Origin of the sequence: Aestuariimicrobium sp. T2.26MG-19.2B, assembly GCF_950101875.1 — a bacterium.
GTDB classification, from domain to species: Bacteria; Actinomycetota; Actinomycetes; order Propionibacteriales; family Propionibacteriaceae; genus Aestuariimicrobium; species Aestuariimicrobium kwangyangense.
The window spans coordinates 572,848-594,761 of record NZ_CATNLW010000001.1; the positions used below are offsets into that span (position 1 = coordinate 572,848).

Sequence of the window (21,914 nt, forward strand, 5' to 3'; positions counted from 1 at the left end):
TGCTTCCGTTCGCTTCGGTGGGGTGGGTGACGGCCTGGGAACTCACTGGCAGCTGTCGCACTGGAGCCGCTCCATCGGATCGGTGGGGCAGGCCTCGGGCACCACCTCGGGCTCGTCCGGCTCGTTCGAGAGCTCGACGGCGACCAGCACCGGACGAACCGGGCCCGCGCCCAGCCCCGAACCGGCCCGGCCGAATCCCGCCCGGCGGTTCCCCGGGGCACGCACCTGCTCGGCCTTGTTCACCCGAACCGTCGACTGCTCGGCCGTGTGCCGGGGCATCATGTGCAGGTAGTAGGTGGTCTTCACCCCCATCCGCCACGCCAGGCTGTAGAGGTCGACCATGGCCCCGATGTCGCGGCTGGCCAGGTAGATGTTGCGACTGATCGCCTGGTCGATCCACTTCTGGGCCCGGGCGGCGACACGGACGAAGGCTGCCGGGTCGAGCTGGAAGCTGGTGCGGTAGACCTGCTTGATCTCGTCGGGCACACCGTCGATCGGCTGCAGGTCACCCTGGTGTCGCAGCAGCTGTCCGCGCACCTGCTCCCACAGCCCGCGCTCCTTCAGGGCGGTGACCAGGTTGCGGTTCACCTCGAGGAACTTGCCCGAGGCGGTGGCCCGACTGAACAACTGACTGAAGCGCGGGTCCAGTCCAGGGGTCGTTCCCGCCACCAGACCGATCGAGGCGGTGGGAGCGACGGCCATCACTGTGGCATGGCGCATCCCGGCTGCGACCTTGTCGCGCAGGAACTCCCAGTCGAGGCGCACCGTCCGGTCCACCTCGACCGGCTGCCCTCGGTCGGAGTCCAGCCGGTCGAGGGTGTCGATCGGCACCAGGCCGCGCGACCACCCCGATCCTGCGAAGTTGGGGTAGCTGCCTCGCTCCCGAGCCAACTCCGCCGAGGCGTCGATGGCGTGCCAACTGATGAACTCGCTGATCTGGTCGACGAGGTCGCCGGCCTCGGCGCTGTCATAGGCCAGTCCGAGCCGTTCCAGCACGTCGGTGAACCCGAGCATGCCCAGACCGATGGCCCGGTTGGCCCGGTTCGACGCCTCCGACTCGGGAACTGCCGAGAGGGTGATGTCGATCAGGTTGTCGAGTTGGCGCACGGCCGAGCGGGTCGACGCCGCCAGCAGGGGCCAGTCGATCGTCCCGTCGACGAGGTGGGCTGCCAGGTTGACCGAGGCGAGGTTGCAGACGGCGATGTTGTCGCGATCCTGAGGCAGGCAGATCTCGGTGCACAGGTTCGACAGGTGGATGGTGCCGGTGTTGTCGTTCAACGCCCGGGTGTTGATCGTGTCCTTCCACGTCAGCCACGGGTGCGAGGTCGTCTGCAGCGAGACGAGCATGGCCCGGAACTGCTCGCGCGCACGCACCTTGCGCCACCGGACGATCCGTCCCGCCTCGGCTTCGTCGACCAGTTCCCGGTACCGGGTCGAGAAGGCGGCACCGGTCAGCTCGACCAGTTCGGGAACGTCCAGGGGATCGAACAGGTACCAGTCCTGGTCGGAGTGCACGCGCTTCATGAACTCGTCCGAGATCCAGACTGCGGTGTTGGCGGTGCGGGTGCGTCGGTAGGGATCGCCGGAGTTCTGGCGCAGGTCGAGGAACTGGTCGAAGTCGAGGTGCCAGTTCTCGAGGTAGAAGCACAGGGCACCGAACTTCTTGCCACCGCGGCTGACGGCCCGAAGGGTCGAGTCGATGGTGTGCATGAACGGGATGGGCCCGGTCGAGGCCGTGTTGTTCGAGCGGATCGGCGACCCCTCGGCGCGCAGCTTGGTCACCGACAGGCCGATGCCCCCCGTGCCCTTGGTGATCCACATCACGTCGCGCAGGCTCGTGCCGATGTGCTCGATCTCGTCCTCGAGTTGCATGACGAAGCAGTTCGACAGCTGCGGGTGGGCGGTTCCGGCGTTGACCAGGGTCGACCCGGCCGAGAGGTACTCCAGTCGACTCATGCGGGCGTAGAAGTCGAGCGCGACCGTCGTCGGGTCTGCCTCGTTCAGGGCCAAGCCCATCGAGACCCTCATCCAGAAGAACTGGGGGGTCTCCACCGGACGACCGTCGGCCCCGGTCAGCAGGTAGCGGGTGCGCATGGTCTGCACACCGACGTGGTCCAGAAGGTCGTCACGCCGGGGATCGAGCGCGGCGGCCAGCACCTCGAGATCGAACAGGTCGACCAGTCGTGGGTCGCCCAGTCCTGACCCCACCAGGTCGTGCACATGGTCGGGAAACCGTTCCCGGTGCAGCGCCCGAATGGTCTCGGGCTGGGCGTCGCCGAACAGGTCCCAGGTGTCACCGAAGACGGTCTTGTGGATCTGCTTGACCAGCAGCCTGCAGGCGATGGTGTCGAAGGCGGGGTCGTCCTTGACGTTCTGCAGGGCCACCTGGATGACCGCCTCGTCCAGTTGCTCGGAGGTCATCTGGTCGAAGATGACGATGTCGAGTTCGCTCAGCAGTTGAACGGTGCGGGTGACGGACTGGTCGAGCCCCACCGAGGCCTGCTCGATGGAGCGGGCGATCTCGGCACCGTCGTAGGGGGCGAGGTCGCCGTCACGCTTGCGCACCCGGATGGTCGGCGAGTGGCCGGGTGCGGCGGATCCACTGCTCGTGTCAGCGCTGGCTTGGGCCGTGGACTCAGGGGTGGGTGGGATGTGGGTCATGTGCGTTTCCCTCGGTACGTGACTGACGGGTCACGGCGGGCAGGGTGCACGGACCGTCCGGTCCCACACGGGGACGGACGATGGCAGGCCCTCCCACGGAGCCGGGACCACGACCCCGCGGCGCGGGGCCGCTGCTGGCAGGTCTTCGGACTCGCGGGCAGGGCCAGTCGACGGACGACGTGGCCGGTCCTACTGGCCGTCGCTTCCCAGGAGCAGGCTCCCAGTGCTTGGTGACGGCGGTCGTTCCCACTCACCGCTGCGGGGCAGTCCCGGTGTCACACCGGATTCCCTCTTGCCTCGCCTCTCCTTCACGGGAAGGCGAACCAGCAACAAGCACACCATATCCAGTGAATGGAGGTGATGTCACCCACAACATCTAGTGGTGACGTGTCGCGCTGGGCAATGCTGTCCGCGCGGCGCCTGAGCGTACCCGTCACGCTCCCCTACCTCTCGGTCGGGCCCTCCGCGGTGTGGGCAGCGTCCCGGATCTCACCGACCAGTTCCTCGAGCACGTCCTCCATGGTGGCCAGCCCCAACGTCGTCCCCTCGGCGTCCACCACCCGAGCCACATGGGCACGCTTGCGCTGGAGGGTCGCCAGCGCGTCGTGCAGCACGTCGGTGGGCCTCACCGCGGCGAAGGGGCGGATCCACTTGTCGTCCACGACCCTCCCGCGCCGTTCCGGGTCGACCTCGAGCACGTCCTTGATGTGCAGGTAACCCACCAACTCGCCGTGGTCACGCACGGGAAACCGACTGAACCCGGTCTCGGCGCACAGGGCCTCGACCTCGTCGAGGGTGCAACCACGGTGGACGGTCGCCAGCTGGGCCACCGGCAGCAACACCGTCGCCACGGTCTGCTCGGTGAAGCCGAGGGCACCCGAGAGTCGGTCGTACTCGTTGTCGGCGAGCAGTCCCTCACCGCGGGACTCCTCGACCAGACCTGCCACCTCTTCCCGGGTGAACGCGGACGACACCTCGTCCTTGGGCTCGATCCTGAGCGCTCGAAGCACCAGGTTCGCGCACGCGTTCACCACGACGATCAGGGGACGGAGCACCGTGACGATCCCCACCATGGGCAGGGCCAGCGCCAGCGCCGCGCGGTCGGGACCGGCGATGGCGATGTTCTTCGGCACCATCTCACCCAGCACCACGTGCAGGTAGACGACCACCATCAGCGCGAGCACGAACGAGACCGGGTGGACGAGTTCACCCGGCACCCCGACGGCATGGAAGACCGGTTCGAGCAGGTGGGCGAGCGCGGGTTCCGCCACGGCACCCAGCCCGAGCGAGCAGATGGTGATGCCCAGCTGTGCACCCGCCATCACCACCGAGATGTTCTCCATGGCGCGCAGCGTCGCCCGGGCGCGCACCGACCCGGTCAACGCCAGGGGTTCGATCTGGGTGCGCCGGGCCGAGATCAGGGCGAACTCGGCGCCGACGAAGAAGGCATTCAACGCGAGCAGCACGACGGCCACCCCCAACGCCACCCACTCATTCATCACGGTCCTCCGCGGTCGCCCCACGGGTGGAGAGAGTGACCCGGTCGATCCGGTTGCCCTCCATTCGATCGACCCGCAGGGTGGCCACCGTGCGGGGCAGTTCGGCACCGTGGTCGTCGAGCCGGGCCGCCAGCACCACGTCGACGGAGTCCCCCGCCGCAGGCACTCGTCCGAGTCGGCGGAGGACCAGGCCGGCCACCGTGTCGTACTCGTCGTGTTCGGGCAGGGCCACCCCGGTGAGGTCGTCGACCTCGTCCGGGCGCAGCAGTCCCGACAACGACCAACTGCCATCGGGGCGGCGATTCCCCCGAGCACCGATCCGGTCGTGCTCGTCGGCGATGTCGCCCACGATCTCCTCGACGACGTCCTCCAGGGTCACGATGCCGGCGTGGCCCCCGTACTCGTCCAGCACCACGGCCATCTGGAAGCCGTCGCGCCGCAACAGTTCGAGCAGCGGATCGAGCCTCAATGAGTCCGGCACGAGGATGGGCGGGGCCATCACCCGGTCCACGGTGACCGAGCTGCGATCGGCCACCGGGAGCACCACGGCATGTTTGACGTGAACGGTGCCGACCACCTCCTCGGCCTCGTCGACCACGGGGAATCGGCTGTGGCCGCTCTGGCGGGCCAGGGCGATCACCTCGACGGTCGGGGCGGTGCTGGGCAACCATCGCACCCGCACCCGGGGGGTCATGATCTCGCCCGCCGTTCGGCTGCCGAACTCGACCGATCGCTCCATCAGGTCGGCGGTGTCCTCGTCGAGGGTGCCCTCGTGGGCCGAGTGGTGGATGAGCGAGGCGAGTTCGGCGCTGGTGCGGGCTGAGCGCAGTTCCTCCTGGGGCTCGATGCCCAACCTGCGGACGACCCAGTTGGCCGAGCCGTTGAGCAGGTTGATCGGGCCTCGCATGACCGAGGTGAAGATCCGCTGTGGGCCGACCGTCGCCTTCGCCGTGGCGAGGGGACGCGCGATGGCCAGGTTCTTGGGTACCAGTTCACCGAAGATCATGGTGCCGGCCGTGCTGAGCACCATCGCCACGACGATCGCGGTCGGGTGGGTGGCTGCTGCGGGCACGCCCCAGCCGAGCAGCCAAGGGCCGACGATCACCGCGATGGCCGGTTCGGCCAGGAAACCGATGGCGAGGTTGGTGAGGGTGATCCCGACCTGGGCGCCGGAGAGCTGCGTCGACAGCGAGCGCAGGGCCGTGAGGACCGAGCCGGCGCCGGCGTCACCGGCGTTGGCCGCGCGCTCGACCCCCGAACGGTCGACGGTCACCAGCGAGAACTCGGCCGCGACGAAGAGACCACAGAGCACGACCAGCACCGCTGACAGCCCGAGCAGGATCCAGGCGGTCATGGGCACCCCACGCGGGTGCCGCCGGGCCCACGACGCCCGGGACTGCCGGCCCTCCCTGAGGGAGGCTCAGGACCGACAGGCTCCCGACTGGCTGGATCCGGACTGGGTGAATCCGGACTGGGAGGCTCCGGACTGTGGGACTCCATCGGGGGTCATCCACCTTCGACTGGGCTACGAGGTCGTCTCCACTGTAGCGGCGCTTTCCCCGCAGCAGCCGGGGCGGAGAGCCTCAGCCGACCCGCTCGCGCGCCAGCTCGAAGGCTGCCACCGCCCGCTCCAGGTCATCACGGGTGTGCCCCGCCGACATCTGGGTGCGGATCCTCGCCTTGCCCCGGGGCACGACCGGATAGCTGAACGCCCGCACATAGACCCCTTCGGCCAGGATCAGGTCGGCCATCCGCGCGGCCTTCACCGCGTCACCGATCATCACCGGGACGATGGCATGGTCGGAGCTCGGGATCTCGAACCCGCGACCGGTCATCTCGGCGCGGAACCAGGCCGTGTTCTCGTTCAACCGGTCGAGCAGCCCCGACGAGGTGCCGAGCAGTTCCAGCACCGCCAGTGAAGCGGCCGTGATGGCGGGCGCCAGTGAGTTCGAGAAGAGATACGGACGAGACCGCTGTCGCAGCATCTCGACGATCCCGGCGCGGGCAGTGGTGTAGCCACCCGACGCCCCGCCGAGTGCCTTGCCGAGGGTGCCGGTGACGATGTCGACGCGGTCCTGCACCCCGAACTTCTCGGGGGTGCCGGCACCGGTCGGCCCCACGAAACCGACGGCGTGTGAGTCGTCCACCACCACGAGCGCGTCATGGGCGTCGGCGAGGGCGCAGATCTCGTCCAGGGGGGCCACGTACCCGTCCATCGAGAACACCCCGTCGGTGGCGATCAGCCGGTAGCGGGCATCCTTCGCCGCGACCAGTTGGGCCTCGAGGTCGGCCATGTCGCGGTTGCGGTAGCGGTACCTGGCGGCCTTCGACAGTCGGACACCGTCGATGATCGAGGCGTGGTTGAGCTCGTCGGAGATGATCGCGTCCTGAGCTCCGCAGAGCACCTCGAACAGTCCGCCGTTGGCATCGAAACAACTCGAGTAGAGGATGGTGTCGCGTCCCCCGGCATGGTCGGCGTGCCCGGGTCCGTAGACGAACCTCGCGATCGCGCGCTCCAACTCCGAGTGCTGGGTCTGGGTGCCGCAGATGAAGCGCACCGAGGCCATCCCGAATCCCCACCGGTCCAGCGCCGACTTCGCGGCGTCGATCAGCACGGACGAGTCGGCCAGGCCCAGGTAGTTGTTGGCGCAGAGGTTAATCGCCTGTCCCCCGGGCCCGGCCGGGCTGGCACCGACCCCGATGTGGGCCGACTGCGGGGTGGTCAGCGGGGCCTCATCCTTGTAGAGACCGTCGGTGCGCAGCTGCCTGAGCTGGGCTTCGAGATCGGCGAGCAGACGCTCGGCTGGCGCGTGCATGGTCAGTCCTCCCAGTTCATGACGATCTTGCCCGAACCGCCCGAGCGCGCTGCCGCGAAGGCTGCCTCGTGCTCGCGGTGGCTGAAGCGGTCGGTGATGACCCCGGAGATGTCCAGGCCCGACTGCAGCAGGACGGCCATCGAGTACCAGGTCTCGAAGATCTCGCGGCCGTAGACACCCTGCAGGGTGAGCATCGAGAAGACGAGCTTCGAGAAGTCGATCGAGATCTCCTTCGAGGGGATGCCGAGCATCGCGATGCGGCCACCATGGGTCATGTTGGCGATCATCTCGGTCAGCGCAGGACCGGCCCCGGACATCTCGAGACCGATGTCGAACCCCTCACGCAGGTTGATCGAGTCCCAGACGTCGGTGACCCGCTCGCGGCCGACGTTGATGGTGGTGTCGATGCCCAGTCCCTTCGCGAGCTCGAGCCGCTCGTCCGAGAGGTCAGTGATGACCACGTGCCGGGCCCCGGCGTGCTTGGCCACCAGGGCCGCCATGATTCCGATCGGACCAGCTCCCGAGACCAGGACGTCCTCGCCCAGGGGGTTGAACTGCAGGGCCGTGTGCACGGCATTGCCGAAGGGGTCGAAGATGGCAGCCACGTCGGGGTCGACCGGGTACCGGTGCACCCAGATGTTCCCGGCGGGGATGGCGATGAACTCGGCAAACGCACCGTCGATCTGCACCCCGATGCCACGGGTGTTGATGCACAGGTGGCGCTTGCCCGCCAGGCACGCCCGGCAGCGTCCGCAGACGAAGTGACCCTCGGCCGAGACGAACTCGCCCACCTCGAGATCGGTGACCGCTGACCCCAGTTCGACGATGTCACCGCAGAACTCGTGGCCCACGACGAGAGGGGTGCGGATGTTCGCCTGGGCCCAGCCGTCCCACGACTCGATGTGCAGGTCGGTGCCGCAGATGCCCGTGCGGCGCACCTTGACGAGCACGTCGTTGGGCCCGACCCGGGGCATGGGCATCTCGACCAACTCGAGTCCTGGTGCGGCCTGAGTCTTGACGAGCGCCTTCAACGTTCTCCCCTTTGCGGTCTTCACGCCCGGCGGTTGCCGGTGTCGCGGTGGTGACCACACCACCACACCGGTTCCCGGCCTGTCATCTCAGGGGGCGGACAGAGCACCGGCCCTGCGCGATGCCATGTACGGGCGGGTTCTCGGGCAGACTGGCGATCGTGGTGGTCAGCGTCTTCGACATGTTCAAGATCGGCATCGGGCCGAGTTCGTCGCACACGGTCGGACCGATGCGCGCGGCCCGCTCGTTCGCCGAAGTGGTGGCCGGGTCTTCCGCCTTGCCCGCCGTCACCCGGGTGAAGGCCGAGCTGTTCGGCTCGCTGGGTGCCACCGGCCACGGACACGGCTCCGAGGCGGCCGTGCTGCTGGGCCTGGAGGGCGAGCGGCCCGAGTCGGTCGACACCTCGAGCACCGCCCAGCGGGTGGCCGCCATCAAGGAGCACCGATCGCTACGACTGGGAGGCGCCCTCGAAGGCGGCGGACGAGACCTCCGCTTCGACGACGACGACCTGGTGATGTGGCGGAATCGCGCCCTCCCCGGCCACCCCAACGGCATGGTCTTCACCGCCTGGGCGGGTGAGGAGGTGGTGGCACGCCGAACGTATTTCTCCATCGGGGGTGGGTTCGTGCTCGAGGGTGCCCCCGAGGGTGGGTTGCGGCTGGCACCCGACCCCACCGTGGTGCCCCATCCGTTCCGCAGCGGCACCGACCTGCTGGCGGTCTGCCGGGACCATCGGCTCTCGATCCCCGAACTGATGTGGGCCAACGAACTGTCCCGTCGCCCCGATCCCGCCACCGCCGCCGATGAGGTGCGCGCGGGCCTGCTCGAGATCTGGCGGGTGATGACCGAGTGCATCGACCACGGCACCTCGACCACCGGGGTGTTGCCGGGGGGGCTCAAGGTGCGGCGCCGGGCGGCGAAGATGCTTCGCGACCTGGAGGCCCAGTCGGGGCTTCCCGGCCAGAGGCCGGACCCACTGGCCGGCATGGACTGGCTCACCCTGTGGGCGCTCGCGGTCAACGAGGAGAACGCTGCGGGCGGGCGGGTGGTGACGGCGCCCACCAACGGTGCCGCCGGCATCATCCCCTCGGTGCTCAGCTACGTGCACCATTTCCTGCGCGATGACGAGCAGGCCGTCCTGGACTTCCTGCTGACCGCCGGTGCCATCGGCTCGATCTACCAACAGACGGCCTCCATCTCGGGCGCCGAGGTGGGGTGCCAGGGTGAGGTGGGTGTGGCCTGCTCGATGGCCGCCGCCGGGCTCACCCAAGTACGCGGTGGGACGACCCAGCAGGTGTGCAACGCCGCCGAGATCGGGCTCGAGCACCACCTGGGACTCACCTGCGACCCGGTCGGCGGGCTGGTGCAGATCCCTTGCATCGAACGCAACGCGGTCGGCGCCATCAAGGCGGTGACGGCCTCACGGTTGGCCCTCGCCGGCGACGGCAACCAGGTGGTCAGCCTCGACCAGGTCATCAAGACGATGATGCAGACCGGTCAGGACATGAAGACCAAGTACAAGGAGACCGCCAGGGGCGGGCTCGCGGTCAACATCGTCGAGTGCTGACACCCTTGCCGGGTCGGCTGAGCGTGAAAGGTCACGCCGAGGTCTCGATTTGACCCAATGGGCAACCACCCTGCCCATGCGAACCCTGCTGTGGCAGACTCCATCCCAGACACCAGCCCGCTCCGTTGCGGGGAAGGGGTCCACAACTCAAGCGCCCCACCGGGGTGCCGTGATTCCACTACGGATCGTCGGGCACGTACCTGCCCGTGGAAAGGATTGTCAGAAATGGCAACTGTGAGTTTCAAGGACGCCACGCGCGTCTACCCCGGGGCCGAGCGGGCCGCCGTCGACAAGTTGAGCCTCGAGGTCGGTGACGGCGAGTTCATGGTGCTCGTCGGCCCCTCGGGCTGTGGCAAGTCCACCTCCCTGCGCATGCTCGCAGGTCTGGAAGAGGTGAACGCTGGCGGCATCTTCATCGGTGACCGCGACGTCACCGACCTTCCCCCGAAGGACCGCGACATCGCCATGGTCTTCCAGAACTACGCGCTGTACCCGCACATGAGCGTGGCCGACAACATGGGCTTCGCGCTGAAGATGCAGAATGTCAACAAGGCGGAGCGTCAGACCCGCGTGCTCGAGGCCGCCAAGCTGCTGGGCCTGGAGGAACTTCTCAACCGCAAGCCGAAGGCGCTCTCGGGTGGTCAGCGTCAGCGCGTCGCCATGGGTCGTGCCATCGTCCGCAACCCGCAGGTCTTCCTGATGGACGAGCCGCTGTCGAACCTCGACGCCAAGCTGCGCGTGCAGACCCGTACCCAGATCGCCGCCCTGCAGAGCCGCTTGGGCGTCACCACCGTCTACGTGACCCACGACCAGGTCGAGGCCATGACGATGGGTGACCGCGTCGCGGTGATGAAGGACGGCGTGCTGCAGCAGGTCGACACCCCGCTGGCCCTCTACGACACCCCGCGCAACCTGTTCGTGGCCGGCTTCATCGGTTCGCCCGCCATGAACCTGATGGAAGGTTCTCCCACCGAGGGCGGTATCAAGATCGGCGACTACGTCGTTCCCGTCTCGCGCGAGACCCTCGAGCGGGCCAAGGGCGAGAAGTCGCTGACCGTTGGCATCCGTCCCGAGGTCTTCAACCTGGCCGATGAGGGCCAGGACGGCATCGGCGTCGACGTGGTGGTGGTCGAGGAACTCGGTGCCGACGCCTACCTGTACGGCACCCTGTCGGGCCTGTCGGAGGACCAGAAGATCACCGCCCAGCAGATCGTGGCCCGCATCTCGAGCCGTCGCCCACCGCAGCGTGGCGCCAAGGTCCGCCTGACCGTCGACCCGGAGCACGTGCACGTGTTCTCGAACGAGACCCAGGACCGCATCTCGGAGCACCGTCACTCCTGATCCGTGCTCCTCGCACGAGGACCACGTCGGACGAGGGCCCCGTCCCCTGCAACTGCAGGCGACGGGGCCCTCGTCCGTTGGTGACCCGGCTCACCGTCACCGGCCAGCGGTCGGCTCGCGTCAGGGTCCCTCAGGTCTGCAGGCGGATGGGCGTCAGCGACGGCTGGGGATCGGTGGCCAGTCTGGCCATCGCCACCACGTCGAAGCGCTGGTCGCCGTGGGTGAGCTTGTCCCGCTGCAGTCCCTCCTGCACGAACCCGGCCGCGCGGGCGACCCGACCGGAGGCAGGGTTGTTGACCCGATGGCCGAGTTCAAGTCGGTGGAGCCCGAGACCGGGCGCCTGGTCCGGGTCTGCGTGCGGGCTCGGTCCCGGGCCTGCCATCGGGCTCAGGGCCCAGGTGGCGACCGTTGCCGCCGCCCGGCACATCAGCCCCCGCCCGCGCCCCGGTTGGCCCATCCAGTAGTGGAACCAACCCGTGGAGTGGTGCTGGTCGATCGCACTCAGACCCACCGATCCGATGGCCACCCCACGCTCGGTCAGGGCGAAGATGGCGTTGCCCGGCACCTGGGTCCACGAGATCCAGTCACGCGCAGCGGCGAGGTCGCTCAGGTCGGGCAACTGCGGCCCGAGATCGGGGGTGCTCCGGTACAGCCGCAGCAGGGCGGGCGCGTCGGCATGCGTCCAGGGGCGCAGCAGCAGGTCATCACTCATGGTTCACCCACGGTGCCACAGATGCCTCCGGTCCCGCCGTCACTCGCTCCGCGCCCGCCTCGCTTCCCCGCTGCGTCACCCCGCTGCGTCCCCCGGGCGCGGCGTCCCGCTGACGCCCAGCTCGGCCCCCACCGTGGCCACCAGGGGTCGGCCTCAGGCTGCGGCACTACCCTCGTCCCATGAGCGAACCACCTGCGATCTCACGGCTCACCCGGGGACTTCGTCACGGTCTGGGCACCGATACCGGTCAGCGCGCGATCGTGCCCCCGTGGTACCCGTCGACCAACTACTCCTTCGACGACCTCGGCCAGCCGGGGGGCGACTACGACTACGGCCGCACCAACAACCCGACGCGGTCACTGGTCGCCGAGGCGCTGGCCACGCTCGAGGGGGGTGCCGGTTGCGTGTTCACCTCGTCGGGCATGTCGGCGGCCTCGCTGGCAGTGCTCGCGCTCGTCCCCACGGGCGGACGAGTGGTGGCCACCCACGATCTCTACGGCGGCACCTGGCGACTGCTCGAACGGTTCAGTGACCAGTCACGGCTCACGGTGGACTTCGTCGACCTGACCGACCTCGACCTGGCCGGCGCCGCGCTGCAGCGGCCGGTCGACCTGCTCTGGGTCGAGACCCCCTCCAACCCCTTGCTGCGGATCAGCGACGTCCGCGCCCTGGCCGACCTCGGGCACGCGGCCGGCGCCACGGTGCTGGTCGACAACACCTTCTGCTCCCCCTTGCTGCAGCAGCCCCTCGACCTCGGCGCCGACCTGGTGATGCACTCCGCGACCAAGTTCATCAACGGCCACTCCGACGTGATCGCGGGCGCCCTGGTGTCCCGCGACCAGGCCCTGCACGACGACCTGTCGGCCTGGGCGAACACCCTCGGGGTCACGGGCAGCTCGTTCGACGCCTGGCTCACCCTGCGCGGGCTGCGCACCCTCGAGGTGCGGCAGCGGGTGCACGAGCAGAACGCCCTGGCGGTGGTCGACCTGCTGCGCCAGCACCCGGCCGTCAACGCCGTGCACCACCCCAGTCAGGTCGAACACCCCGGCCATGAGGTCGCGGTGCGCCAGCAGTCGGGTTTCGGGTCGCTGGTCAGCCTCGACCTGCACGCTGGACGAGACGCCGCCTCGACCGTGGTGCGCAACCTGCACTGCTTCGACCTGGCCGAATCGCTCGGCGGGGTCGAGTCGCTCGTGGCCCACCCCTCGTCCATGACGCACGCGGCGATGCCCCCGGAGGTGCAGGCTGCCGCCGGGATCACCCCGGGGTTGCTGCGCCTGAGCGTTGGCATCGAACCGGTGGCCGACCTGCTCGCCGACCTGCGTCACGCCCTCGACCAGATCTGAGCGTCCCACTGGCCGTGGATGCCAGAATGGACGACGTGCCTCGATTCCTCTCCGCTCGTCCCGACACGCGACTCGTGCCGCTGCCGTGGGGCACCCCCCTCGCGGAGTGGCCGGTCGAGCGACTGGTGGCGCTGCCACGAGGCATTTCGCGGCACGTCGTCCGGTTCATCAAGGTGGGTGACTCGGTCTACGCCGCCAAGGAGGTGATCGAGCACCTCGCCATCCACGAGTACCGGCTGCTGCACGACCTGAAGCGGTTGGGAGCCCCCGGCGTCGAACCGGTCGGCGTGGTCACCGGACGAGTCGACTCCGAGGGTCAGGCACTCGACCCGGTGCTGATCACCCGACACCTCACCTTCGCGCTCCCCTACCGCTCGCTGTTCCACTCCGGGGTGCGCCATGACACCGTCATCCGGCTGATCGACGCGCTGGTGGTGCTGATCGCGCGGCTGCACCTGCTGGGCTTCCTGTGGGGCGACATCTCGCTGTCGAACGTGCTCTTCCGTCGCGACGCCGAGGAGTTCGCGGCCCACCTGGTCGACGCCGAGACCGGCGAACTGCACGAGGTGCTCACCAAGGGTCAGCGGGAACACGACCTGCAAATCGCTCGCACCAACATCTTCGGAGAGTTCTGCGACCTGGAGGCCGGCGGACTGCTGTCGGAGTCCCTCGACCCGCTCGCCCTGGTCGACACCATCGAGACCCGCTACCGCGAACTGTGGGCCGAGCTGACCGACGTCGAGGAGTTCCCCGGCTCGGAGATCGACCGTGTCGAGGGTCGGGTGCGTCGGCTGAACGCGCTCGGGTTCGACGTCGCCGAACTGGCCATCAACACCTCCGCCTCGGGTGACCGGATCAGCATCCAGCCCAAGGTCGTCGACGCCGGCCACCACTCACGTCGGCTGCTGCGACTGACGGGGCTCGACACCGAGGAGAACCAGGCCCGGCGCCTGCTGAACGACCTCGACACCTACCGTGCCCGCACCGGACAGAAGCACATGGACGAGGCCGTCGTCGCCCACCAGTGGCTCACCCAGGTGTTCGAGCCGGTGCTCGACCAGGTTCCGCACGACCTCAAGGGCAAGCGCGACAACGCCCAGATCTTCCATGAGGTGCTCGACTACCGGTGGTACGAGGGGCAGCACCAGAACCGTGAGGTGCCCCTGCTCGAGGCAGCGGGTGGCTACGTGAGGGATGTGCTCTCCACACTGCCGGACGAGGCGATGAGCCAGGACTCCATGATCCAGCTCGCCGACGGCAGCCCACTCAAGCTGCACAACCCGTTCGACCCCTCGGAGGGTTTCGCCGACCCCGACTACGAGCGTCCGGTCGACCCGTGGGAGCAGGAGGCCGAGAACGTCGACCTGGCCGCCGCCTCGCGGCTCGACATCAACGCCCTGCGCGCCAAGGCCAAGAAGGCCTGAAGGCTCAGGGAACGCCGATGGTGAGCAGCAGGTTCGCGTACGGGCGAACCTCACCGGTGGCGACCACCAGCGCCACGTCCCTCGACCAGCAGGCCTCGTAGAAGGCCATCCGCTCGATCCCCGACCAGTCGACGGGCCGTCCGCCGGCATGGTGCTGGTCGGCCAGCAGTGAGGCGAAGTCGACCACGGCCGGGGAACGGCCGTCGTCCGCGCCCGGGTCGACCATGAACGAGGCCGCCTCGATCGGGCAGGCACCCGCGATCAGCCGCACCACTTCGGCGGCGGGCACCATGCCAGGGGTGAGGTTGAGCTGAACCCTCGGGACGCCGGGGGCAGCGCCCGTGGCGTGCGGGAAGAGGGCGTCGGCGACCAGTATCTGGGAGCCGTGCCCGGCGCGGGCCAGACCGGCGAGCAGGTCGGGATGAAGGATCTCGGTGCGAAGCATGGCACGACACTAACCGGGCGTGGCCCGAGCGCGGGAGGGGCCTCCCGGTGTCGAACGGGAACGGGCAGGCCTCGTCATGCGCACGGTCGGGGCTTGCACCTAGAATCCTCGGGTGAGCTTGCGCCTGTACGACACCGCCTCCCGTGGCATTCGTGACTTCGAGCCCCTCGTCGAGGGCGCGGTCTCGATCTACCACTGCGGCCTGACCGTGCAGTCCAGCCCCCACCTCGGCCACATCCGCAAGGAGGTGGTCTTCGACGTGTTGCGTCGTTGGCTCACCCATTCGGGCTATGAGGTGACCGTGGTGGCCAATGTGACCGACATCGACGACAAGATCCTGGCCAAGTCGGCGGAACGCGGGGTGCCGTGGTGGGCCCACGCCTACGAGTTCGAGAACGAACTCCACGAGGCCTACCGCTCTCTTGGCTGCCTGCCACCCACCTATGAGCCGCGGGCGACCGGACACATCCCCGAGATGATCGAGCTGATCGAGGCCCTGATCGAGCGCAACCATGCCTACCCGGCCGCCGACGGCTCCGGAGACGTCTACTTCGACGTCCAGTCCTGGCCCGCCTACGGCTCCTTGTCGGGCATGCGGGTCGACGAGATGGAACCCGCCGAGGACGCCGACCAACGCGGCAAGCGTGACCCTCGTGACTTCGCCCTCTGGAAGGGCCACAAGCCGGACGAGCCCAGCACCGCTTCCTGGCCGAGCCCGTGGGGTCGCGGTCGTCCGGGGTGGCACATCGAGTGTTCCGCGATGGCCGGCAAGTACCTCGGCGACACCTTCGACATCCACGGTGGCGGGATCGATCTTCGCTTCCCCCACCACGAGAACGAACTGGCGCAGTCGGCTGCCGCCGGGCGCGGTTTCGCCCAGTACTGGATGCACAACGCGTGGGTGACCATGGCCGGCGAGAAGATGTCGAAGTCACTCGGCAACACCGCCCGGGTCTCCGAGGTCACACGGGTGCACAACCCCCGCGCCGTCAGGTTCTTCCTGCTCGCGCCCCACTACCGCTCGATGATCGAGTTCTCGGCCTCGGACGAGGGCACCCGCGGCTCACTGGACGAGGCCGCCCGGGCCATCGATCGGATCGACTCCTACCTGGCCCGTTCGTCCGAGGCACTGGCAGGGCACTTCGGGGCCGGTGCCGTCGGCGTGACCAGTGAAGGAACCCCCGAATGGGAGGCCTTCTCGGCCTCGATGGACGATGACCTGGGCACCCCGGGTGCGGTGGCGGCCCTCTTCAACGCCGTCACCGAGGGGAACAAGGCGATCGCCGCGTCGGACCTGCAGGCGATCATCGACCATGACCTCGCCGTTCACCGCATGCTCGACGTGCTGGGTCTCGACCCCGCGGGGCCGGAGTGGGCGCACCTGCGGTCGGCGTCCGATGACGGGCTCGAGCCGGTCGTCGACGGGTTGGTGCAGGCCCTGCTCGAGCAGCGTGGTGAGGCGCGGGCCCGCAAGGACTGGGCCGCGGCCGACGCCATCCGTGACACGCTGGCCCATGTGGGTCTCAGGATCACCGACACCCCCCAGGGTGCGACCTGGCAGCTGGACCCCAAGGAACTGGAGAAGAACTGATGGCCGGCAATTCATCGCGTCGCGGCGCGACCACCAAGGGCAAGAACAAGACTGCCGGCTCCGGAGGACGCATCCGCCGGTCCCTCGAGGGCAAGGGGCCCACCCCCAAGGCCGAGGACCGCACCTACCACAAGGCGTACAAGGCCAAGCAGGCCGCCGCCCGCAGGCAGCCGTCCTCGCGGGGCAACGTGCCCAAGGCGGCCACCGCCGCCGACTGGGTGATCGGACGCAACCCCGTCTTCGAGGCGCTGGAGGCGGGACTACCCGTCCGGCGGGCCTACATCGCCGAGGGCGCCGAACGCGACGACCGCATGCGCGAGATCCTGAAGTTCACCGCCGAGCACTCGATCCCGATGCTGCAGGTGACCCGGGCCGAGCTCGACCGCATGACCGGGGGTCTGGTGCACCAGGGCGTGGCGGTGCAGCTCCCCACCTTCGAGTACCTGCACCCCGACGACCTGTTGGCCCAGACCGTCGAGTCGGACGAGCCCGGCTTGGTGGTCGCACTCGACGGCGTCACCGACCCGCGGAACCTTGGCGCGATCGTGCGCTCGGCCGCAGCGTTCGGTGCCCACGGGGTGCTCATCCCCGAGCGGCGCTCCGCGCAGATGTCGGCCGCCGCGTGGAAGACCTCCGCCGGGGCCGCGGCTCGTATCCCGGTGGCTCGGGCGACCAACCTGAACCGCGCACTCGAGACCTTCACCAAGGCGGGCTTCACCATCATCGGGCTGGCGGGTGACGGCGAGACCGACATCTCGGGTGTGCCCGGGGTCGACGGCCCGGTGGTACTCGTGGTCGGTTCCGAGGGTGAAGGTCTGGCCCGGTTGGTGAGGGAGCACTGTGACGTGCTGGCCCGCATCCCGATCGGGAGCGACACCGAATCGCTGAACGCCTCCGTGGCCGCCTCGATCGCGCTCTACGAAGTGATGCGCTGCCGGGGCTGAGCCTCCCTGCTCTCGTTTCATGGACGCGGCTGCTCCTCGACTCCCCCGGCGCCCTCGTGGCAGCAGGTTGCTCCAGGATCGGACAGAGGGCCTCCCCCGACACGGGCGCGGCCGTCCTCACGCAACCTGCTGCGTCACCCGCGCTCTGAGGGTCCGGAACCGGTGCACCCAGGTGGGTATCTCCTCGAGCGTTGTCGAGGTGAACCTCAGGACCGTCCAGCCGGCGTACTGCAGCCAGTTGTGGCGGGCGGCGTCACGCTCGAGGTCTTCCCGGGTGCGGTGGAACGACCAGCCGTCGAGTTCGATGGCCAGCCCGAGAGCCGGGATGGCCATGTCGATGTAGAAGACGTGGCCCTTGATCCGGACGCGATGGTTGGCGTGCCACCCCTTGATGCGGTGGCGCCGCATCAGGTTGTGCCCGTCACGCTCGAGCTCTGACCAGGGCTGGTCCCGGGATTCGTGCAGGAGTCTGCGGCGCAGGGTGTTGCCACGGCGCCAGTTGAACTCATCCATGGTCTGGTGCAGCAGCGGCAGCGTGACAACCCGACGGCGCAGGCCCTCGTCGATCGCTCGCCCACCCACGTCGTCCACCAGATCGAGCACCGTCAGCGGGGTTGCGGTGAGTCTCAGCTCGCCCCGACGCATGACCAAGCCTCCGGGGATGGCGCGCGCGGTCGGGTGCAGCCACTCCGGAGCCCCCCGGAACCGGGCCCCGTCGACATGGACGTCGTCGCTGGGCAGGTCGGGCCAGAAGTCCAGACGGGCTGCGGTCGTCCGCGACAGCACAGCGCTCGGCCGCAAGCCCTGCACTGCGAGCACTCGGTGAATCCACGAGCCGGACTCGTCGGCCGTGTAGGCGCCCGGGAGGATGCGGGCCAGATTCCCGTGGCGCACCTTCTGGTCAAGCCGGCTGCGCTGGTCCGAGGGGAGCTGTCGCCGGATGATGACGGAGTGGTCCATGACTTCAGTGCACGGCCATGGACGGCCGTTCCGGGGATGTCCACAGCACCAGCCGTGGACCAAGAATCTGTCCACAGATTGCAGCCAGTCGCAGCGCAAACAGCAGATTGCTGCAAGACGGGGTTCCCGGGCTGATGTCGACGGCCAGGCCCGATCTCGGAGCAACCTGCTGCACCGACAGGGCTGCCAACACCACCGTGGCGCGGCCCATGGAAGCGCGGAACTCCTCCGGGCCCCTCGCGGTAGATTGACGACCACACCGATCTCCGAGGAGCACGCCCGTGTCCAATGCGAACGCCGAACTCGCCAGCGCCTACCAGACGATCCTTTCCGTGATCGAAAAGGTGGAGCCGAGGATCGCCGAGGCCACCCGGCAGGAACTGGTCGACCAGCGTGAGTCGCTGAAGCTGATCGCGAGCGAGAACTACGCCTCGCTGCCGGTGCTGGCAACCATGGGGACCTGGTTCTCGGACAAGTACGCCGAGGGCACGGTCGGCCACCGCTTCTACGCCGCCTGCCAGAACGTCGACACCGTCGAGTCGGTGGCCGCCGAGCACGCCCGCGCACTGTTCGGAGCCGAGTACGCGTACGTGCAGCCCCACTCGGGCATCGACGCCAACCTGGTCGCCTACTGGGCGATCCTGGCCCAGCGCATCGAGTCACCTGCCCTGGAGAAGCTGGGCGCCAAGACCGTGAACGACCTCAGCGAGGCCGACTGGGAGACCCTGCGCAAGACCTTCGGTGAGCAGCGCGTGATGGGCATGTCGCTCGACGCCGGCGGTCACCTCACCCACGGCTTCCGCCACAACATCTCGGGCAAGATGTTCCACCAACGCTCCTACGGCACCGATCCCGAGACCCAGCTGATCGACTACGACAAGTTGCGGGCCGATGCCCGGGAGTTCAAGCCGCTCATCCTGATCGCCGGCTACTCGGCCTATCCCCGCCGCGTGAACTTCGCCACCATGCGCGAGATCGCCGACGAGGTGGGCGCCACCCTGCTGGTCGACATGGCCCACTTCGCGGGACTGGTCGCCGGCAAGGTCTTCACCGGCGACGAAGACCCGGTGCCCCACGCCCACGTGGTCACCACCACCACCCACAAGTCCCTCCGCGGACCCCGTGGCGGCATGGTGCTGGCCAAGCAGGAGTTCGCGGGCGCAGTCGACCGTGGCTGCCCGATGGTGCTCGGCGGTCCGCTGTCGCACATGATGGCCGCCAAGGCCGTGGCCCTGGCCGAGGCCCGCACCCAGGAGTTCCAGACCTACGCCCAGAACGTGGCCGACAACGCGAAGGCGCTGGCCGAAGGATTCCTCAAGCGTGGCCAGAAGCTGGTGACGGGCGGCACCGACAACCACCTGGTGTTGCTCGACGTCGGCCAGTACGGCCTCACGGGACGCCAGGCCGAATCTGCCCTGCTCGACGCCGGCGTGGTGTCGAACCGCAACTCGGTGCCGCAGGATCCCAACGGTGCCTGGTACACCACCGGCGTCCGGCTGGGCACGCCCGCGCTGACCTCGCGCGGTTTCGGCGCGGACGACTTCGACCGGGTCGCCGAACTGATCGTCGACGTGCTCACCAACACGTCTGCGAACCCGACCGCATCCGGAGCCCCGGGCAAGGCCAAGTACACGATTGCCGACGGTGTGGCCGAACGCACCAAGGCCGCCGCCGGCGAGATGCTGACGGCGCACCCGCTGTACCCCGGGCTGGAACTCTGAGCAGGGAGCACGACACCGGCGTGCTCGCGAGGTCTCGCGAGCACGCCGGCGCTGCGGTACGGATCAGCGCCCGAACAGGTGCCCCTGCACCGAGGTGATGAACGCCGTCACCGAGTCGGGCAGGTCGGCGAGGTGCCAGGTGTCGGGAGCGTGGTACCAGTCGAGGTCGGTGGGGTCGGGGGTGGCGTCGTCATCGGCGTCCGCGAAGGCTTCGAGCCATCGTCCTCGTCCGCCCAGCACCACGGCGTAGGGCAGCAGTTCGGAGAGTTCGCGCAACTCCTGCCCCCGCGGCATCTGGTCGGTGCGATGGTTCTGCAGGTCGTGGGCCAACACGTGCAGACCGGCAAGCAGCTGTGATCCGCGCGCCGATCGGCGCGGCATCCTCGGTGCCAGGAAGACCACCCCGGCGGCGATCGCAATCAGGGCCAGCCCCCACAGCCCCAGCGTGGTGAAGGCGACCAGCAGGCCGGCCACCAGGACCGCCAGGGTCAGCGAGATCCAACCGAGCAGCATCCAGCCGTTGCGAGCCTCGTCCGGTCGTTTGTCGAACCAGCCCTGGCGCACGACGTCCTCGTACAGTTCGTCCTGCACCTGCGGGATCACGTCACCGATCGCCGAGGCGATCCCCGAGACCTTGACGACGCGGCCATCGAGGGGCGCGACCGCGTCGAGCAGCACCTGCTCGTACGGACGCAGCTGACCGCGTCCACCCTCGCGACGCTCGAACGACCAGTCCATGGGCTTGTGCTGCGACTCGGGTCCCAGCTCACGGATGCGGAGGTGCCCCCGTACGGCCAGGTCGAGCAGGGTCGCGGTCACGTCGATCGGGTCGACGCTCTCGTCGGCGACGGTGCCGATCTGCCCCGGACGAATGTCCTCGACCAGGTGGAACTCCTCCTCTCCGGCGCCGACGGGCACGAACTCAGCGATCAGGGTAGGACGACTGGCCGCAGCCACGTCGCGGCCCGTGCGTCGATGCAGAGCCCACAGCCCGAGCGCACCCAGCACGAGGGTCGCCAGGGCCAGCAACAACGAGGTGGCACTGGGCTCGAAGGCACGGTCGAGGCTCCACTGGTGGTCGATCGACTCGCTGGCCGCCATGCCCTGTGCCTGGGTGGTGAACGAGACCTGCACGACCTCACCCGCGCCGCGGGGACCGTCGGTGAAGGTGGGGTTGGGCTCCTCGCCGGTGCCGCCGGTCCACGAGTTGCAGGCGACAGGGTTGACGGGCGGCCCCGCCTTGCAGTCGACCTGACTCACCAGGCTGGGTGCCTTGATGGTGCCGCTGACCTCGTCGACACCCACCGAGAGTCCCTGCAGCACGCGGTAGTCCATCGTGGTGGTCGCCGGACGACCCGACACTGCCGGATCGGCATGGGTGGCGCCGCTGACGGTGTAGCTGATGACGATGGGTTTGCCCTTGGCCTTGGCGGTGTCGATACGGATCACCTTGTAGCCGGCGTCGTCGCTGACCTGGGCGCCGAGATCGGCGCCGCCCGCCGTGGCCTTCAGACCGCCGATCGTGTAGTGGTACTCCATCTTGTGCTCGGCTGGTGCCGACGTCGCGATCCGCTGGGTGAGCTGACCGGGTGCGGAGTCGCCGAGGGTGATGGTCTCGCTGAGGTTGAGCACGCCGTGGGCGTCGACGGACCCGTCGACGACGTAGCTGACGGCCTCCCCCTGGGCATGCGCGGCACCGGCGAGAGGTCCGGCCACCAGCGCGGCGGAGGCGAGCGCGGCGGTGGCGAGCCGTCGTCCGACCATCGATCGCGAGGGGGTCGATCGTGGGGAGGTCGATCGTACGAGGTTCCAGGGGCCGGTCAACGCGGGGCCTTTCTGTCTTCGATCACACGGGCCC

The 21,914-nt window shown here is 68.8% G+C and carries 16 protein-coding genes and 1 riboswitch; of the genes, 7 read left to right on the plus strand and 9 right to left on the minus strand.

Going from position 1 to position 21,914, the window contains the following annotated elements; all coding sequences use genetic code 11:
• Positions 1-42: 42 nt before the first annotated feature.
• The 5 genes from QQZ11_RS02685 to tdh form a co-directional block, all read right to left on the minus strand.
• On the minus strand, positions 43-2,661 hold the full coding sequence (locus QQZ11_RS02685) for a ribonucleoside-diphosphate reductase subunit alpha (protein WP_284548539.1): 2,619 nt from the start codon (positions 2,659-2,661) through the stop codon (positions 43-45).
• 119 nt (positions 2,662-2,780) lie between these two features.
• Positions 2,781-3,004, minus strand: a riboswitch (cobalamin riboswitch).
• 100 nt (positions 3,005-3,104) lie between these two features.
• Positions 3,105-4,160, minus strand: coding sequence for a hemolysin family protein (locus tag QQZ11_RS02690; RefSeq protein ID WP_284548541.1), 1,056 nt, complete (start codon positions 4,158-4,160; stop codon positions 3,105-3,107).
• A complete protein-coding gene (locus QQZ11_RS02695) occupies positions 4,153-5,514 on the minus strand; it encodes a hemolysin family protein (protein ID WP_284548543.1) in 1,362 nt (453 codons plus the stop codon). The genes QQZ11_RS02690 and QQZ11_RS02695 overlap by 8 nt, the downstream gene beginning before the upstream one ends.
• A gap of 229 nt (positions 5,515-5,743) precedes the next feature.
• Positions 5,744-6,976, minus strand: a complete 1,233-nt coding sequence (locus QQZ11_RS02700) for a glycine C-acetyltransferase (RefSeq protein WP_446698803.1) — start codon at positions 6,974-6,976, stop codon at positions 5,744-5,746.
• 2 nt (positions 6,977-6,978) lie between these two features.
• Positions 6,979-8,007 carry an L-threonine 3-dehydrogenase gene (gene tdh, locus QQZ11_RS02705; RefSeq protein WP_022909418.1) on the minus strand — a complete coding sequence of 343 codons (1,029 nt, stop codon included), beginning with the start codon at positions 8,005-8,007 and terminating at the stop codon, positions 6,979-6,981.
• Positions 8,008-8,126: 119 nt separating this feature from the next.
• On the opposite strand from tdh, the gene QQZ11_RS02710 reads away from it, so the two are divergent.
• Together QQZ11_RS02710 and QQZ11_RS02715 are read left to right on the plus strand one after the other, a co-directional pair.
• The gene (locus QQZ11_RS02710; protein ID WP_284548545.1) at positions 8,127-9,572 is read left to right on the plus strand and encodes an L-serine ammonia-lyase; all 1,446 of its coding nucleotides are present in this window, start codon (positions 8,127-8,129) and stop codon (positions 9,570-9,572) included.
• A gap of 225 nt (positions 9,573-9,797) precedes the next feature.
• Entirely contained in the window at positions 9,798-10,913 is a 1,116-nt protein-coding gene (locus QQZ11_RS02715) for an ABC transporter ATP-binding protein (RefSeq protein ID WP_022909416.1), read from the plus strand.
• 130 nt (positions 10,914-11,043) lie between these two features.
• Here the strand turns inward: QQZ11_RS02715 and QQZ11_RS02720 are convergent, their stop codons facing one another.
• Positions 11,044-11,625: a GNAT family N-acetyltransferase gene (locus QQZ11_RS02720; protein WP_284548547.1), complete on the minus strand. Its 582-nt coding sequence runs from the start codon at positions 11,623-11,625 to the stop codon at positions 11,044-11,046.
• Positions 11,626-11,804: 179 nt separating this feature from the next.
• Between QQZ11_RS02720 and QQZ11_RS02725 the strand changes: the two genes are divergently transcribed.
• Together QQZ11_RS02725 and QQZ11_RS02730 are read left to right on the plus strand one after the other, a co-directional pair.
• On the plus strand, positions 11,805-12,971 hold the full coding sequence (locus QQZ11_RS02725) for a trans-sulfuration enzyme family protein (protein ID WP_284548548.1): 1,167 nt from the start codon (positions 11,805-11,807) through the stop codon (positions 12,969-12,971).
• Between the two features lie 14 nt (positions 12,972-12,985).
• A complete protein-coding gene (locus QQZ11_RS02730) occupies positions 12,986-14,395 on the plus strand; it encodes a DUF4032 domain-containing protein (RefSeq protein ID WP_425393302.1) in 1,410 nt (469 codons plus the stop codon).
• 4 nt (positions 14,396-14,399) lie between these two features.
• On the opposite strand, the gene QQZ11_RS02735 is transcribed toward QQZ11_RS02730, so the two are convergent.
• A complete protein-coding gene (locus QQZ11_RS02735; protein ID WP_022909412.1) occupies positions 14,400-14,840 on the minus strand; it encodes an RbsD/FucU family protein in 441 nt (146 codons plus the stop codon).
• 112 nt (positions 14,841-14,952) lie between these two features.
• Here QQZ11_RS02735 and cysS point away from each other — a divergent pair, with 112 nt between their 5' ends.
• Together cysS and rlmB are read left to right on the plus strand one after the other, a co-directional pair.
• The gene (cysS, locus tag QQZ11_RS02740; protein ID WP_284548550.1) at positions 14,953-16,431 is read left to right on the plus strand and encodes a cysteine--tRNA ligase; all 1,479 of its coding nucleotides are present in this window, start codon (positions 14,953-14,955) and stop codon (positions 16,429-16,431) included.
• The gene (gene rlmB, locus QQZ11_RS02745) at positions 16,431-17,375 is read left to right on the plus strand and encodes a 23S rRNA (guanosine(2251)-2'-O)-methyltransferase RlmB (protein WP_022909410.1); all 945 of its coding nucleotides are present in this window, start codon (positions 16,431-16,433) and stop codon (positions 17,373-17,375) included. The genes cysS and rlmB overlap by 1 nt, the downstream gene beginning before the upstream one ends.
• 117 nt (positions 17,376-17,492) lie before the next feature.
• On the opposite strand, the gene QQZ11_RS02750 is transcribed toward rlmB, so the two are convergent.
• On the minus strand, positions 17,493-18,335 hold the full coding sequence (locus QQZ11_RS02750) for a DUF559 domain-containing protein (protein WP_284548552.1): 843 nt from the start codon (positions 18,333-18,335) through the stop codon (positions 17,493-17,495).
• A gap of 281 nt (positions 18,336-18,616) precedes the next feature.
• Between QQZ11_RS02750 and QQZ11_RS02755 the strand changes: the two genes are divergently transcribed.
• Positions 18,617-20,056 (plus strand): glycine hydroxymethyltransferase, encoded by a 1,440-nt coding sequence (locus QQZ11_RS02755; protein WP_284548553.1) that lies wholly within the window; start codon positions 18,617-18,619, stop codon positions 20,054-20,056.
• 63 nt (positions 20,057-20,119) lie between these two features.
• Here QQZ11_RS02755 and QQZ11_RS02760 read toward each other — a convergent pair whose 3' ends face one another.
• On the minus strand, positions 20,120-21,820 hold the full coding sequence (locus tag QQZ11_RS02760; RefSeq protein ID WP_284548554.1) for a DUF2207 domain-containing protein: 1,701 nt from the start codon (positions 21,818-21,820) through the stop codon (positions 20,120-20,122).
• Positions 21,821-21,914 lie beyond the last annotated feature (94 nt).